The organism is Pseudoalteromonas sp. KJ63-1 (assembly GCF_055808145.1).
Window position 1 is genome coordinate 2,357,907 of record NZ_CM147855.1, and the last position, 14,592, is coordinate 2,372,498.

Below are 14,592 nucleotides of genomic sequence, written 5' to 3' on the forward strand. Positions count from 1 at the left end.
TAGAAGCTAAGCCCATTTGCTTTTTGCTGTGGGCTTTTTTTATTTAAATGTAAATTATTCATCAATAGCCGAAAATAAATAATGTGCTAGAATAATCGCCTCATTGCCTCAGTTGTAAATATATAAGCACTACCATGACGATACAAAATCTCTCTATTACTCAAAAAATAACAGCGCTTGGAAGCATTATTGCTATTTGTGTTGCTGTATTAATTGGTTTGACGTCTTTGCATAACTCAAAGAATATTATTGAGCAACGCATGATCGAATCAGAACTGCCAAGTAAGCTGCAAACAATCAGTAATCATATTGGTGGGGAGATCAATGAACTTTTAGGCGCAGCACAGCAGCTTTCTGCCAATACCTTTATTTTAGATTGGGCAAACTCTGGCAACACCAACGATGCATTATTACTAAAAGAACTCAATCGTTTGGTTGAGCAATATGACCTTGCCACCGCTTCGTGGGCTAATAAAAACACCGCGCAATATTGGAACCAAGATGGCTTTTTACGTGTTTTAAAAAATGATGCTGCAGATGGTTGGTTTTTTGCTTTTACTCAATCAAAACAACCTTATTCAATCAGTATTTATCAGGAATCTGCAAACGATGTAAAAATGTTTGTTAATCATCAGCAGCTTAATGGATTCGGCTTAGCGGGATTAGCAAAAAGTATTACTGATATGCAAAAACTGCTACAGCAGTTTAAAATTGAACAGTCAGGGTTTGTATTTATTGCCGATAAAAATGGCTTAATTCAGCTACATAAAGATGCAGCTAAAGTCGCTAAGGTTAATATAGATAGTATTTACAGTGCTAATATTCATCACAAATTACTTGATGAAAACGGCTTTGCTTTAGAAGAAGTAAATATTAATGGACAGGCCACGCTGATTGCTGCCACACCAATTAAAAACACCGACTTATTTGTGTTAGCTCAAGTACCAAAAAGTGAAGTATTCGCAAGTGTAAACACCCTAGAGTGGCAAATATTCACATTCACTATCATTACAGCACTTATCGCAAGTGTGATCAGTTACTTGTTAGCTCGCTCTTTAGCCTCACCGTTATCAAAAATGGCAGAGTTGTTTTCTCGTTTAGGTCGAGGTGATGCTAATTTAGCGTATCGTCTACCCACATCACCTCAACCTGAACTCAATAATTTAACGTCGGGCTTCAATCAGTTTATTGAAAAAATAGAAACCGCCATTGTGCAAGTAGCTGATGAAAGTCATGGTATTCGTCAAAGCTCTGATCATGTCTTTGCACAAGCAAAACAAAACTCGTTAGCGCTGGATAAACAAAAAGAGCAAACTATTTCAGTTGCTGCAGCGATTAATGAAATGGGCGCTACGGTGCAAGAAATAGCACAAAGTGCAGCGAATGCCGCTAAGTTAACTAACGATAGCCGCGATAATACCAAACAAAGTCATCAACAAGTACTACAAAGCCAAACGACAATATCAGCTCTTGCCAGCGATATTGATGGTATTACCGAGCAGGTTGCACTGCTTTCTAAAAAGACCATAGATATTGCCAGTATTGTAGATTCAATTAGAGGGATTTCAGAGCAGACCAACTTACTTGCACTTAATGCAGCCATTGAATCTGCACGTGCAGGTGAGCATGGTCGTGGTTTTGCAGTCGTTGCAGATGAAGTAAGAGCTCTGGCGAATCGTACGTCGCAATCAACCACTGAAATTCAATCAATGATTGAAGAGCTTACTCAAATTTCAGATGATGTTGTAAATGATATCAGCCAATCGAAAGGTAAGGCCCAACAAAGCGTCAGCGCAATGCAAAGCTCGGTTGAGTTGCTTAATACGATTACTGAAACAGCGAATGAAATTAACGACATGGCAACTCTAATTGCCACAGCCACCGAGCAGCAAAGTAGCGTTGTAAATGATGTCGGTCGAAGTATTGAGCAAATTAGTGAGATCAGTGATAAATCAATGAGTGAACAAATCAATACCGAACAAGCAATTCGTGATTTAGCCACCAGCGCACAAACACTTGATGCGCTAGTAGCCACGTTTAATCAGCAGCGTTAAACAGTTTGTTAAATTAAAAAATAACCTCTGTATGAAATAACCACTATACTTAAGTGTGTTTTTTGTACAGAGGTGTGTATGAATGCTGTTCAAGCTAAACATTATTTACTGGCTGCTTGTTTGCTGAGTTTAAGTGCGTGTAGCACTACAGATAACGCCAATTTAAGCGCGCCAATCCCTATTATTACTCCCCCAATGCAACTTCAACAGCAGCCTGTAGAGTCTGAACAGCAAATATTTCAACTCGATCAGAGCCTTAAACAACAATTAAGTACTTACGTACAAACAAATAAATCGGCTGATGAAATTGCCTATAGTCTACTTAGTTTTTTACTCTCAAATGGTGATAACTCACTATCTTATCAATCAACTGGCACACAAACGGCGTCTCAAAGCTATCAAAATTTAAATGCTAACTGTCTTTCCCTCTCTATTTTAGCGTATAGCTTAGCCGAACATTTAGGCCTGAAGGCTCGCTTTCAGAAAGTACATATTCCTGAGTACTGGGCGTTAAATCGAGGGTTTAATTTACTCACTGGGCACATAAACATTGCTATAGACAATAAGACTAAATTCAAAGACAGCTCACTTGTTTATCAGCGTAATAAGCGTTTAATCATTGATTTTGATCCTAATAGCCGACAAGCTCGTTTTGCAACTTCATCGCTGTCAAAAAAACGAGTGACCGCCATGTTTTATAATAATAAAGGCGGCGAGGCATTGGTTAATAAACAGTTTGATTTAGCTTATAGTTATTTTAAAGCAGCAATCAATACCGATTCCTCATTTAGTGCCAGCTGGGGAAATTTAGGGGTACTCTTTAAACAATTAGGTGACTTTAAGCAAGCGGAGGAAATGTACCGCTATGCCATTGCCTTAAACGCCAATGATAATACTGCGCAAGGTAATTTAGCATTATTATATAAACTCACAGATAGAGTAGCCGAAGGCGAAAAGCTATTGGCAAAACTTGACAAAAAGCGCCAAACTAACCCTTATTATCATATATCGCTTGGTAACAGTGACTATGTAAGTGGTGACTATACAAACGCGATTAGCCATTATAAAAAAGCTAACGCTATGTCGCCAACATTACATGAAAGTCACTTTGGGTTGGCGCGCAGTTACTTTAAATTAAGTGATATAACTAAAGCGGAGTTTCATCTACGTAAAGCTAGAAAAAAAGCAGACTTCATTCATCACAAACAGCGCTATGACAATAAGCTCATTGCATTAAAATCACTCACTGCGAAGGCGAATCATTATTAAATTATTTAGCTTAACCTGCATCGTTTTTTTATAAGTTGGAGCGGCCTTTGTAAACAGATTGAGCCGCAATTATTAACTGATTTAACTATACTAACCAACCCAGAATTAGCTGGTAGAAAAACGAATAGCCATGCAGCATTACTCACTAGGGAGTATTTAAAAACACGCTTCAAAGGGCATCAACTCACAGTAAGTGAACAACCTTTTACTTATTCCTCAGGGCTGTTTTCTAACGCACAAGGCGTTAATATTATTGCCACTAATACTGTAAAAGATTTACCTGTTATTGTTATTACTGCGCATTATGATCATTTAGGTCTACAAGCAGGAAAATTACACCCAGGTGCTAACGATAATGCCTCGGGTGTTGCTGCATTACTTTATTTATCGAATGCGCTGGCGGTTTCTTCTTCATATCGCTTTATGTTTGTTGCAACAGACGCTGAAGAAAATGGTTTACACGGCAGTGAGCACTTTGCCAAAACAATGCACCAGCTCCCAATTGTTTTAAATATTAACTTAGATATGTTGGCAGTTAAAAAGTCACATAAGCGGTTATACGCGCTAACAAGTCGCGCATTAAAAAGCCAGCTTAGCCCTTTATTTACCCAGATTAACGGTGACAAGATCAAATTAAAGCCTGTTTATTCATCACGAAAAATGAGCCGACTCACCAACACGAAACAAATCGACTGGCACAGAGCCAGTGACCATTATTCATTCGCTAAACAAAAAATTCCGTATGTGTACTTTTCTATGGGGGCAGATAACTTCCATCATAGTACTAAAGATACGCTCGAAAATATAAATACTCCCCTCTATCAAGAAGCCGTATTGCTAATTGAGGCATTTATTAATCAGCTTTTGACAAGCCCTGTGGTATTAAGCCCTCCTTTAAAAGCAGCAACATAAGCCTCTTTTTTTGCCCGTGGAAGTTTTTTAATCGCATACTCTAATTTGCTTGCGTCGCTTTTAGTACCTACTTGTTGTTGATGAATGAGCACCAGCGGCCCTTTACCTTTGAGGTTTTTTGCCCCTTTACCTGCTTGGTGAGTAGCGATACGTCGGGCCACATCAACCGTAATACCGGTATACCAATGACCAAACCGTGTTTGCACAATATAAAGTGACCAAGTCGCCGGTTTATTTTTAATTTTGCACAACTCATTGTTTAAACTTTTTTGATTACTAATGGTCAAAACCTCGCCCTAACACGCTAAACAAAAACAATTACTCAAAAGGGTTTTACCTTGAGTAACTAATCGGTATCATGCAGATTATAAAAAATAAGGATCACAACTAACAATGCAGTCGTTAAAAACTTTGTCTCTTTGGCTTATCGTCGCTTTAACACTTAGTTCAGCCGCAGGTTGTTCTAGCTGGGTATACAGAATCAACATCCCTCAGGGTAACTTTTTAGAACAATCAGACGTTGATAAGCTTCGCGTTAATATGACTCGCGAACAAGTACTATACGTACTAGGCAGACCCATTGCCGAAGACGCCTTCGATAAAAATACTTGGCGTTATGTATACAGCTTTAATAAAGGACGTGCTAATGAACAATATAAATCATTAGTATTAAACTTTGAAAATGAGAAGCTAGTTACGGTATCGGGCGACTATGAGCAACCAGAAAACTTTACAACACCTTTAGAGCAATAAGAAGCTATTAAAGTGTTGTTAAAAAAGGTGAGCATGGCTCACCTTTTTTGTGTCTAACGATCTAACGGCCGGCCACCAGTGACTTTATTAGCACGGCCCTCTTCTTTGGCTTTTTCAGCACGTTTTCTGCGAGCATCTTTAGGGTCGGCAATTAATGGGCGGTAAATTTCAATTCTGTCGCCATCTTTAAGCTCATGATTAAGCTTTACCGTTCTGTTCCATACACCTAAAGTTAAATCGGTTGCATCAATCTCAGGGCACTTTTTAATAATCCCTGACTGTATTACTGCTTGCTCAGCCGTTGTACCTTGCAGCACTTCTATATTTAACGTGGTTGCCTTAGTGGGTAACGCGAACACAACTTCAATATTGATCATGCACGTTCTCCATACACGGTTTTTGCACGTTGAGTAAATGCACTCACCATGTTTTTAGCCACATCATTAAAAACTTTACCAAACGCTAGCTCTATTAGCTTACTTGAAAACTCGAACTCTAACTGTAAATTAACCTTACACGCCTGCGCATCTAATTGCTGAAAGTGCCAACGACCTTGTAGGGTTTTAAAAGGGCCATCAACCAAGCGAAGCATCACTGTTTGCTCATCAATTAGCGTATTTTCAGTGGTAAACCATTTTTTTATACCGGCTTTGGATATTTCTAAACTAGCGGTCATGTTATTATCATGCTGCTTAATAATTTTTGAGTCTGAACAATTAGGTAAAAACTGTGAATAGGCTTCTACATCATTGACTAGATCAAACATCTCTTTAGTGCTGTACATAACCAGCGCGCTTTTTTCTATTTGTGGCATACTCACTCCCAACTGTGTGCAGGAATTTTAGCAAGCTTTGTGCGTTTCCCCAAACTTTCATCGCGCTTAAATTAATCCTTCGCTTTTGCATGTATAATTTAAAAAATCGATGTAAAACATCTTGTATAACGTATATTATAGGGCACTATGGCTAAGAAAAATTCATCAAAATCGACAAGTAATACCATCGCGCTAAACAAAAAAGCGCGACACGAGTATTTTTTACACGACAAGTTTGAAGCAGGTGTTGAACTCCAAGGCTGGGAAGTAAAAAGTATCCGAGCAGGTAAGGTAAATATCTCTGAAACTTACATTCATCTAAAAAACGGTGAAGCATTTTTATTAGGTAGCACCATTCAGCCTTTGAATAGTGCATCAACCCATGTTATCTGTGACCCGCTACGTTACCGTAAATTACTACTAAGCAGGCGTGAACTCGACCGCTTAGTTGGTGCAACTGAGCGTGATGGTTATTCATTAGTTGCCACTGCTATGTATTGGAAAAAATGCTGGGTGAAGCTTGAATTCCATTTAGCTAAAGGTAAGAAAATGCATGACAAACGTGAAGATGGTAAAAATAAAGATTGGTCCCGTGAAAAAGAACGTTTAATGAAACACAAAGTTTAAATAAAAACGCCTAACATCATGTTAGGCGTTTTTTTTGATTAAACTTTTAAGAAAATACAAATTATTACAAATTAAAGTCGCTCAGTGATTTATTTTTTAATAATGACCAAAGCACTCTCCCGCACCAGATAGCGAGTATCCCATTGTTTTTCATTATTGAAAAAATCAGTACATATTCGTGCCGATAATAAAATCATCTTTGCAGTCAATTGATAACAGTTAAGTTACATGGTATTAATAATTCGGCTTGTAAAAACAAGTAAATTATAACATATCAACAAGGACTTAAGGATGAAGCAATCAATTGCATTTACACCGAGCTTAATCATCGGTGCTACTATCGCATTGTCAGCAGGTTTTAGTACAACAACTTACGCTGCACAGCAGACTGCAGAAAAAGTAGAACGTATTCAAGTAACAGGCTCTCGTATCAAACGTTCCGATATCGAAGGCCCATCGCCAGTACAATCCATTAATAAAGAAGACATCGAAAACATGGGTTATGACAACCTACAACAGCTTCTTGAAAGAATGCCTGTTGCAGGTAATGGTACTTTTTCAACCCGTGGCAATAACCAAGACTCAACCGCTAATGGTTCAGCTGCCGTCAGCCTTCGTGGTTTAGGGGCTGATGCTACGTTGGTACTTATTAATGGTCGTCGTGTTGCTATAAGCGCATTTGCTGAAGGGATCACCAACTCATTTGTTGACATAAACAGCATTCCTGTTTCAGCAATCGAACGTATTGATATTCTAAAAGATGGCGCATCAGCAATCTATGGCTCAGATGCTGTAGCAGGTGTTGTGAACGTTATCTTGAAAAAAGACATCGACGGGATTGAAGTTAATTTAGGTTACGGCGGCACAGATGGCCCTAACTATGAAGAAACTACGGCTAGCATTGTTTGGGGTACAACGAGTGCAAAAAGTAGTGCGTCCGTTATTATTGATTACTTTAAAAACACCTCTTTATCATCAGACGAAATGGGACGCTTAGGTACTGCTAATCAATCTCCTTATGGCGGCCAAGACTTTCGTTCATCACGTGGCTTTCCTGGCTACTTTTACGTAGATGGCGTTAAAACAATCGATCCTTCGTGTCCTGCTGAAAATGCAACATCAAGTGGTAGTTGCTTATTTGACTATGGTCCATTCGGCTATATTGCCCCTGCATCAGAACGTGTAGGCGCAATTTCACAATTTGAATACCGCTTTGACAATGGCATCACCGGCTTTTTAGAAATGGCTGTACAACATAACAGCTCAGTTGCAGCTGGCGCACCAACGCCACTTGATGAAGATGCGGGTTTAACCGTACCTGGGAATCATCCAAATAACCCATTTGGTCAAGATATAGAAATTGGTCGTTACAGAACAGTGGATGCAGGCGCGCGTCAATGGGATATCGAATCAGACACATTACGTTTTGTTGCTGGTTTAAAAGGTGAAATTAACGACTGGAACTGGGAAACAGCGGTACAAAAAGGGCGTAGCAAGTCATTACAAACAGGGGATCGTTCACAAGGTTGGGTTCGCACCGACTTTTTACAACAAGAGATTGACGCAGGTAACTACAACCCATTTGGCGGCACTTACAACGATCCGGCTGTTGTTGACAGAATCACAACGAGCTTGGTTCGCCAAGGTGAGTCTCATATGACGTCGTTCGATGCTAACATTTCAGGTGAAGCATTTAACTTTGGTGATGATGTTGTCATGATGGCGGCCGGTATTGAATACCGCGAAGAAGACGTAACTGATACGCCAGATGATCAATTTCAACGAGGGTTAATCTTTGGTACCGAGTCAGTTTCAGCTGCCGCAGAGCGCGACCAATACGCTGCCTATATAGAGTTTTCAATTCCACTTGCGGAAAACTTAGAGCTACAACTTGCGGGCCGTTACGATGATTACAGTGACTTTGGCACTACGACAAACCCTAAAGTCGCTTTACGCTGGGCACCTACTGATGAAATCACGGTTCGCGGTTCTTGGGCGCAAGGCTTTAGAGCACCTTCACTTGCACAAGTAGGTTTAGGGCCATCTCAAGAGAGTCAGTTCTTTATTGATAACTATCGCTGTGATGCAACAGGTAAAGATTGTGATCCGCTAGATTACAACATTGAATTTGCCGGTAACCCAGATTTAGAAGCTGAAGAATCTGAATCTTGGAACGTCGGCTTTATTTGGGCACCCACAACTGACTTTGGTTTAAGTGTTGATGTGTGGAGTATCACTCAAGATAATAAAATTGATGAGCAAGAGTTTGGTCCAATTTACAACTCAGAGTGTAATAACCAAAATAGTACGGTATGTGTACGCTTACCACCATCAGGTACTGACAGCCTAGGAACTATTCAAAAGATATTCAGTACTTTTGAAAATGTATCATCACAAGAAGTTTCTGGCGTTGATATTTCAGCAAACTACAACCATTCACTGGATGAGTTAGGCTTACTAAAATTCAATTTAGAATGGGCTTACCAAGATAAATTTGAAAAAGACGGCCGCGATTACACTGGTGAATATGGCTACCCAGAGCACCGTTGGATTTTCTCAACAAACTGGGAAATAGGTCAATTCAACACGAACATGAACATTAGCTACGTGGGTGAGTTTGAAGATACGCCGGATATCGATTTCGATGGCAACTTAGACTTCGATAGTAATACATCGCGTACTGTTGATTCTCAAGTATTGGTTGATTTACAAACATCATACCGTATTACTGAGTCTGCAAAAATATCGCTAGGTGTTAATAACTTATTTGATGAAGAGCCACCATTTGCAATTGGTGACGGTGATTCAGATCTGTATGGTTACGCATCGGGTGTACACAACCCTCGCGGTCGTTACATTTACACTAAAGTGAGCTTTTCGTTCTAATTAAAAGCAATAAAAAACCGCCAATATTGAAGTGACCCCATAAAGTTGGACTCATTTCTAAGCGGCTGCCAAGGCCTGATTTCGATACTGTATCGGACTCAGGCCTTTTAGTTTCAGTTTAATACGCTCATTGTTGTAATAGTGGATATATTCTTTAATGTTTTCAATAAGATCATTCACGTCTTTAAACGTTTCGTTGTGGTACATCTCGCTCTTCAATATGCCGAAGAAGTTCTCAGCAACCGCATTATCTAAACAATTTCCTTTTCTAGACATACTTTGTTGCAATCCTTTTTCCTTAAGGTGATTTTGATATTGTTTGTTTTGATATTGCCACCCTTGATCTGAGTGTACAACTGGCTTTTCATTTGGCTTCAACCTAGCAGTTGCTGTTTTAAGCATGTCAGTTACCAAAGGGAGTGCAACGGATTTTCTGACTTCGTAACTGATTACCTCTTGGTTGAATAGGTCAATCATAGGCGATAGATATACCTTCTCATTATCCACTTTAAACTCCGTCACATCCGTCACCCATTTTTGATTTGGCTTCTGCGCAGTAAACTCGCGGTTAAGCGTATTTTCTGCGATTTTACCCACTTCACCTTTATAGGATTTATAGCGCTTAGGCCTTACTTTTGACTTGAGTCCTAACTCATTCATCAACCGTTGAACGCGCTTATGATTAACAAGTACTCCCATTGCTCTCAGGGCACTCGTAATTCTGCGATAGCCATATCGCCCTTTATGCGCGTGATAAATATCACGTATTTTTACCAGTAAATCATTGCTTGCACAGGGTTGCTTACAAGTAGTGCGATGATAATAGTAAACACTCTTTGGCAGCCCTATAGCCTTTAAAAGGTGTCGTAAGCTATGCTTTGCCTTGAACTCTTCGACGACTATCGTTTTGTCTTTGCTTTTTTCTTTCTGGCTTGAGCCAAGGCTTCTAACTTTTTTAGCACATCATTCTCAGCTCGTAAGTATGCTAGTTCTTCTCGTAACTCCTCCTCAGTCATTTGCTCTACTAGTTTTGATGAAGAAGAATTATTTGTCATGAATGGCTTACCTTTTCTCTGTGGTTTAAGACGTGATATACCATCACGAGCATAAAGCTTTTGCCATTGAAAAAGAATGCCTGGGGACGATAAATCGAAGAAAGCACTGGTATAACCGAGTGACCAACTGTTTGCTGTCATCGTTTTTAACACTTCAGCCTTAAATGCTAGAGAATAAGGTTTGTGAACAGACCTGAAGCTTTCAGCGCCATGAATTCGATAAATAGCGGTCCAATATCGGACCTGCCTATCTGTAACATTAAATCTGTTACTTACCGCCGAAGAGCTTTCAGACAAAGCGAGTTCAGCTATTTTGAGCTTGAAAGCTCGGTGATGTTTGGACATAAAAAGACCCCCAGTAATTGGAATGTCCAACTATTGGGGGTCACTTCATATGGCGGTTTTTTTATCTTAAACTAAAGGGCTAAATTATAGCTCGCCTTCGTTTTCAGATAAGAATTTAGCGACGCCTTCAGGGCTTGCATCCATTCCTTTTTTACCTTCAGTCCAACCAGCAGGACATACTTCACCGTGCTCGCTGTGGAATGCTAGTGCATCAACCATACGGATCATTTCGTCGATGTTACGACCAAGTGGTAAATCGTTCACTACTTGGTGACGTACGTTACCTTCTTCGTCGATTAGGAAAGAACCACGAAATGCAACGCCCGCTTCTGGGTGCTCAACGTCGTATGCTTTACAGATTTCGTGTTTAACGTCTGCAACTAGTGCGTATTGAACTTTACCAATACCGCCGTCTGCTACAGCCGTGTTACGCCATGCGTTGTGTGAAAATTGTGAATCGATAGAAACACCAATTACTTCTACACCACGTTTTTGGAATTCTGCATAACGCTTATCAAAAGCAATAAGCTCAGAAGGACATACAAAAGTGAAATCTAGTGGGTAGAAAAAGATTACTGCTTTTTTACCTTTGATTTTTTCGTGAAGGTTATAGCTATCTACAATCTCACCGTTACCTAGAACAGCTGCAGCGGTAAAGTCTGGTGCCTGGCGGCCTACTAATACACCCATTTTATTCTCCAAATATTTTGAGTTTATTGTCAATTGCTTACGCAATACTGATAGTAATATGGGCACTAATTTTTAAATTACAATAGCACCATATCTAATTAATCATTATTCTATGGCTATCAAAAATAAATTAACAATCGTATTTATAGATAGCGCCGTTCTAAAATAGCGAACGCTTGATAAATACACGGACTATTGTTCATAAAAAAACCTGCTTAAAGCAGGTTTTTTTCTAATCCATAATGTCGCTAGGCATATCACCGCGAATATGTTGCCATATTTCACCGGTTTGATGACCATACTTACGCATCATGGATATCGCACCATCGTGCTCTTTATTCTCAGCAAGCTTAGTGAGATCTTTATAGAATTGACGTGCAAGCTCACGAGTGCGAGGATCTGAAAAGTAATGACAACCAATCTTAGAATAAAAGCCTTTGAAACCATTAAGAATAAGCACATAAATACGATTGTTACCAGCAACAGCTAACTCATGGTGCACTTTATAGTCATAATCAGCAAATGCTTGCGCACTGTCTTCTAGTTCATCACTTTGCGATAAAATTTCAATAACACGCTCTGGTGCAAGCTTTATTGCTGCGCGGGTGTAAATTGCGCTGATGTTGGTGCGTGCTGAAAGTAACTGATCGGTCAACTCTGGCATTTTGTCTTCGTCTAAACGGGCCAGTGTTTCAAGAATATTTAATCCTGACGTTTCCCAAAAATTATTTACGCGAGTAGGTTTACCATGTTGTATTGTTAACCAACCGTCTCTTGCTAATCGTTGTAACACTTCACGCAATGTGGTTCTAGTAACACCAATTAACTCTGAGAGTTCACGCTCAGCTGGCAGAATTGAACCTGGAGGGAAATCACCATTCCAGATTGACTCTACTATGTATTCCTCAGCAAATCCTGCTGGGCTTTTCGCTTTAAAAATTCTCATTCAATTCCTACTCGAATTAATTCACATTACATCGCTACATACGATTAACTGACTGATTGTACCAGACAAGTCACAACTAACAAGTAAAGTAAGTTAAATTACCTAGGTATGTGATTAAAAGGGTAACTTTACTGGTAGAAATTAAACACAATATGAATGCCCACCTATTATTCATACGAGACACTTTGACTAGCTCTTACCTATTCATGAACTGGATTAACTTGATGGCTCTGGGGAAAGTCATGCAACAGAGCATCCCTAACTTTGAGGTGCAAAAAGCTTTCATAGCTCCTCGCTTTTTCCTTTTACTTGCCCCGCTGTTTATCCTAAGTCATAATCTAAGCCCTTATTTAAATACGGAATTGTTATGAACTGGCTTGCTAATCTAAGTACTCAGCGTACACCTTGGTTATTATTCAGTGGGATTGTTTTTCTGCTTGAAGTTACTGCACTTTTCTTTCAATACAACATGGGGTTAGCGCCATGCATTATGTGCATATACCAGCGCACCGCAGTATTAGGCCTACTTTTTGCGGGTATGATTGGAGCCAGTAAACCAAACAACCTCATAGTACGTATTGTCGCTTATGCTGTTTGGGGGATTTCAAGTGTATGGGGGTTACTAATAGCCCGCGAGCACATTGAAATGCAAACAACCACAGACCCATTCGCATTTAGCTGTGAATTTGAGCCAAACTTTCCAGAATTTATGCCGTTACATCACTGGATACCGCAGTTTTTTGAAGCGACAGGTGACTGCGGAAATATAGATTGGCAATTTGCTGGTTTAAGTATGCCAGCATGGATGGAAATTATTTTTGTACTCTTTACCGCCACACTAACTATATTAGTGGCCAGTCGATTAATTACTAAAAAGTCACTTTAATATGTTTACTTTTTTTCAAGCCAAGTTGATGAGCTTAAGCATTTAAAAGTTCGTCAACGACAAACTGTTATTGCTATCTCTTTAAGCATGCTCTCACCCAGTGATAGGGTGTTCATACGCATAGTGAAGCTGATGCTATTGAGCCCATTTTTTTTAATATTCACTTTGTTTGAAGGTTGGTTACTAGTGCCCTTTTTGATTGTTGCTGGGTTGAGCTATCCGCTATTAACAGCACCAGTAGATATTAACTTTGCTAAAAAGCACCTTGGTGCAGCATTAAAACAGTTTGATCAGGGCGCATAGCGCCCTTTTAAGTTAAAACGCCACTTTACCATCGAGTTTGGCTAACATTTTTTTACCCACCCCTTTTACTTTGGCAAGCTCTTCAAGTGATGCAAAATCACCATTAGCGTTCCTGTAATCGATAATTGCCTGTGCTTTTTTCTTACCAACACCTGGTAACTTAATTAATTGCTTTAAGTCAGCACTATTAATATTAACCATGGCTGATTGCATCTGCTCTGATAGCATATCGCTTTGCGCAAAAGTGGTACCCATAGGTAATAAACATAAAGCGGCTGCTAACGAGATTATTTTAACTAATTTCATACTATTTCCTTTTGTGTTCCTACATGAACATTCGTTGATTATTTACACCCAGTACTTTTAAGGTAATAAGTACTAACAGTAACAATCACTCCTTGCGACTCCTTTACTACAACGCGTTATAAAGTGACTTAATAAATAAAGTAGAATTGACCTTTATTGTCAACTAAGCTGCAGATAAACTAAGGCTAAAGCTTGCAAAAAGACGCACAAGCTTGTACTGTATATAAAAACAGTAATCTAATGATTTATAATAATCATATTGCCACGTAAGTAAGCAGGAGAAATCATGGCTGTTGTTGTTAAATATGTTGTAGAACGAAACGGAGTCGAGCGCATGACGTTTACTACTAAAAAAGAAGCTGATGCCTATGACAAAATGCTCGATATCGCCGAGTCACTAGAACTAATGCTTGAAAAAGTAGATGTGCCGCTAAGTGAACAACAAGTTGAGTCGCTTGCACTTGAGATTGCGAAAAGTAAAGACGACTTTATGGCGGTACTTAAGGGGACTAAAGAAGTACCTGCAAAAGCTAAAAGAACAAAGTCAGATAACGTTGCAGATATAAAAGATAAAGCTGCAAGTTAGTACTTTTAAAAACCTAATAGTAATTATTAAAAAAACTGAATTCGGTATTCGAATTCAGTTTTTTTATGCCTTTAAATAATGATAGCTAAAAGCGAGTAAATCATCACTATTTGCTAATGTTAAAAGTCAGCCAATAAAAATGCCAACCAGTTAAACTGGT

Annotated in this window: 16 protein-coding genes and 1 pseudogene; 9 read left to right on the forward strand and 8 right to left on the reverse strand. The window is 39.3% G+C overall.

Going from position 1 to position 14,592, the window contains the following annotated elements; genetic code table 11:
- Nucleotides 1–134: 134 nt before the first annotated feature.
- The 3 genes from AC0L7Q_RS11240 (at nucleotide 135) to AC0L7Q_RS11250 (ending at nucleotide 4,235) form a co-directional block, all read left to right on the forward strand.
- Complete coding sequence (locus AC0L7Q_RS11240; protein ID WP_413402765.1) at nucleotides 135–2,054, forward strand: methyl-accepting chemotaxis protein; 1,920 nt, start codon at nucleotides 135–137, stop codon at nucleotides 2,052–2,054.
- A 78-nt stretch (nucleotides 2,055–2,132) separates the two neighbouring features.
- Nucleotides 2,133–3,323 (forward strand): tetratricopeptide repeat protein, encoded by a 1,191-nt coding sequence (locus AC0L7Q_RS11245; protein WP_409423594.1) that lies wholly within the window; start codon nucleotides 2,133–2,135, stop codon nucleotides 3,321–3,323.
- Between the two features lie 252 nt (nucleotides 3,324–3,575).
- A complete protein-coding gene (locus tag AC0L7Q_RS11250) occupies nucleotides 3,576–4,235 on the forward strand; it encodes a M28 family metallopeptidase (RefSeq protein ID WP_409425583.1) in 660 nt (219 codons plus the stop codon).
- Here AC0L7Q_RS11250 and AC0L7Q_RS11255 read toward each other — a convergent pair.
- Complete coding sequence (locus AC0L7Q_RS11255) at nucleotides 4,181–4,522, reverse strand: GIY-YIG nuclease family protein (RefSeq protein ID WP_413402767.1); 342 nt, start codon at nucleotides 4,520–4,522, stop codon at nucleotides 4,181–4,183. The genes AC0L7Q_RS11250 and AC0L7Q_RS11255 overlap by 55 nt on opposite strands.
- A 106-nt stretch (nucleotides 4,523–4,628) precedes the next feature.
- Between AC0L7Q_RS11255 and AC0L7Q_RS11260 the strand changes: the two genes are divergently transcribed.
- Entirely contained in the window at nucleotides 4,629–4,988 is a 360-nt protein-coding gene (locus AC0L7Q_RS11260; RefSeq protein WP_138605338.1) for an outer membrane protein assembly factor BamE, read from the forward strand.
- Nucleotides 4,989–5,041: 53 nt separating this feature from the next.
- On the opposite strand, the gene AC0L7Q_RS11265 is transcribed toward AC0L7Q_RS11260, so the two are convergent.
- On the reverse strand, nucleotides 5,042–5,365 hold the full coding sequence (locus AC0L7Q_RS11265; RefSeq protein WP_008109106.1) for an RnfH family protein: 324 nt from the start codon (nucleotides 5,363–5,365) through the stop codon (nucleotides 5,042–5,044).
- Nucleotides 5,362–5,802 carry a type II toxin-antitoxin system RatA family toxin gene (locus AC0L7Q_RS11270; protein WP_413402769.1) on the reverse strand — a complete coding sequence of 147 codons (441 nt, stop codon included), beginning with the start codon at nucleotides 5,800–5,802 and terminating at the stop codon, nucleotides 5,362–5,364. The genes AC0L7Q_RS11265 and AC0L7Q_RS11270 overlap by 4 nt, the downstream gene beginning before the upstream one ends.
- A 147-nt stretch (nucleotides 5,803–5,949) precedes the next feature.
- Here AC0L7Q_RS11270 and smpB point away from each other — a divergent pair, with 147 nt between their 5' ends.
- Entirely contained in the window at nucleotides 5,950–6,429 is a 480-nt protein-coding gene (gene smpB / locus AC0L7Q_RS11275) for an SsrA-binding protein SmpB (RefSeq protein ID WP_008109102.1), read from the forward strand.
- Nucleotides 6,430–6,720: 291 nt separating this feature from the next.
- Nucleotides 6,721–9,315 (forward strand): TonB-dependent receptor, encoded by a 2,595-nt coding sequence (locus AC0L7Q_RS11280; RefSeq protein ID WP_413402771.1) that lies wholly within the window; start codon nucleotides 6,721–6,723, stop codon nucleotides 9,313–9,315.
- A 57-nt stretch (nucleotides 9,316–9,372) separates the two neighbouring features.
- On the opposite strand, the gene AC0L7Q_RS11285 is transcribed toward AC0L7Q_RS11280, so the two are convergent.
- The 4 genes from AC0L7Q_RS11285 to fadR all read right to left on the reverse strand — a co-directional run bounded on the left by AC0L7Q_RS11285 (nucleotide 9,373) and on the right by fadR (nucleotide 12,351).
- Nucleotides 9,373–10,218 carry an IS3 family transposase gene (locus AC0L7Q_RS11285; protein WP_409425569.1) on the reverse strand — a complete coding sequence of 282 codons (846 nt, stop codon included), beginning with the start codon at nucleotides 10,216–10,218 and terminating at the stop codon, nucleotides 9,373–9,375.
- Nucleotides 10,215–10,715, reverse strand: a complete 501-nt coding sequence (locus tag AC0L7Q_RS11290) for a transposase (RefSeq protein WP_409423191.1) — start codon at nucleotides 10,713–10,715, stop codon at nucleotides 10,215–10,217. The genes AC0L7Q_RS11285 and AC0L7Q_RS11290 overlap by 4 nt, the downstream gene beginning before the upstream one ends.
- Nucleotides 10,716–10,799: 84 nt before the next feature.
- On the reverse strand, nucleotides 10,800–11,405 hold the full coding sequence (locus AC0L7Q_RS11295) for a peroxiredoxin (protein ID WP_008109095.1): 606 nt from the start codon (nucleotides 11,403–11,405) through the stop codon (nucleotides 10,800–10,802).
- Between the two features lie 232 nt (nucleotides 11,406–11,637).
- Nucleotides 11,638–12,351 carry a fatty acid metabolism transcriptional regulator FadR gene (gene fadR / locus AC0L7Q_RS11300; RefSeq protein ID WP_138605332.1) on the reverse strand — a complete coding sequence of 238 codons (714 nt, stop codon included), beginning with the start codon at nucleotides 12,349–12,351 and terminating at the stop codon, nucleotides 11,638–11,640.
- Between the two features lie 367 nt (nucleotides 12,352–12,718).
- On the opposite strand from fadR, the gene dsbB reads away from it, so the two are divergent.
- Together dsbB and AC0L7Q_RS11310 are read left to right on the forward strand one after the other, a co-directional pair.
- Nucleotides 12,719–13,237: a disulfide bond formation protein DsbB gene (dsbB, locus tag AC0L7Q_RS11305; RefSeq protein ID WP_413402774.1), complete on the forward strand. Its 519-nt coding sequence runs from the start codon at nucleotides 12,719–12,721 to the stop codon at nucleotides 13,235–13,237.
- A 9-nt stretch (nucleotides 13,238–13,246) separates the two neighbouring features.
- Nucleotides 13,247–13,540, forward strand: a pseudogene (locus tag AC0L7Q_RS11310) (hypothetical protein); the annotation flags it as partial.
- Nucleotides 13,541–13,552: 12 nt separating this feature from the next.
- On the opposite strand, the gene AC0L7Q_RS11315 reads toward AC0L7Q_RS11310, so the two are convergent.
- The gene (locus tag AC0L7Q_RS11315; protein WP_409423603.1) at nucleotides 13,553–13,846 is read right to left on the reverse strand and encodes a ComEA family DNA-binding protein; all 294 of its coding nucleotides are present in this window, start codon (nucleotides 13,844–13,846) and stop codon (nucleotides 13,553–13,555) included.
- 286 nt (nucleotides 13,847–14,132) lie between these two features.
- On the opposite strand from AC0L7Q_RS11315, the gene AC0L7Q_RS11320 reads away from it, so the two are divergent.
- Nucleotides 14,133–14,432 (forward strand): YebG family protein, encoded by a 300-nt coding sequence (locus AC0L7Q_RS11320; protein WP_409423604.1) that lies wholly within the window; start codon nucleotides 14,133–14,135, stop codon nucleotides 14,430–14,432.
- The last annotated feature ends 160 nt before the right edge of the window (nucleotides 14,433–14,592 follow it).

Bases quoted from the DNA above. Each gene is read 5' to 3' on its own strand.
- AC0L7Q_RS11245 (WP_409423594.1), top strand. From the start codon at position 2,133: ATGAATGCTGTTCAAGCTAAACATTATTTACTGGCTGCTTGTTTGCTG.
- smpB (WP_008109102.1), top strand. From the start codon at position 5,950: ATGGCTAAGAAAAATTCATCAAAATCGACAAGTAATACCATCGCGCTA.
- AC0L7Q_RS11265 (WP_008109106.1), bottom strand. From the start codon at position 5,365: ATGATCAATATTGAAGTTGTGTTCGCGTTACCCACTAAGGCAACCACG.
- AC0L7Q_RS11260 (WP_138605338.1), top strand. From the start codon at position 4,629: ATGCAGTCGTTAAAAACTTTGTCTCTTTGGCTTATCGTCGCTTTAACA.
- AC0L7Q_RS11320 (WP_409423604.1), top strand. From the start codon at position 14,133: ATGGCTGTTGTTGTTAAATATGTTGTAGAACGAAACGGAGTCGAGCGC.
- AC0L7Q_RS11240 (WP_413402765.1), top strand. From the start codon at position 135: ATGACGATACAAAATCTCTCTATTACTCAAAAAATAACAGCGCTTGGA.
- AC0L7Q_RS11270 (WP_413402769.1), bottom strand. From the start codon at position 5,802: ATGCCACAAATAGAAAAAAGCGCGCTGGTTATGTACAGCACTAAAGAG.
- AC0L7Q_RS11315 (WP_409423603.1), bottom strand. From the start codon at position 13,846: ATGAAATTAGTTAAAATAATCTCGTTAGCAGCCGCTTTATGTTTATTA.
- fadR (WP_138605332.1), bottom strand. From the start codon at position 12,351: ATGAGAATTTTTAAAGCGAAAAGCCCAGCAGGATTTGCTGAGGAATAC.
- dsbB (WP_413402774.1), top strand. From the start codon at position 12,719: ATGAACTGGCTTGCTAATCTAAGTACTCAGCGTACACCTTGGTTATTA.
- AC0L7Q_RS11280 (WP_413402771.1), top strand. From the start codon at position 6,721: ATGAAGCAATCAATTGCATTTACACCGAGCTTAATCATCGGTGCTACT.
- AC0L7Q_RS11295 (WP_008109095.1), bottom strand. From the start codon at position 11,405: ATGGGTGTATTAGTAGGCCGCCAGGCACCAGACTTTACCGCTGCAGCT.
- AC0L7Q_RS11290 (WP_409423191.1), bottom strand. From the start codon at position 10,715: ATGTCCAAACATCACCGAGCTTTCAAGCTCAAAATAGCTGAACTCGCT.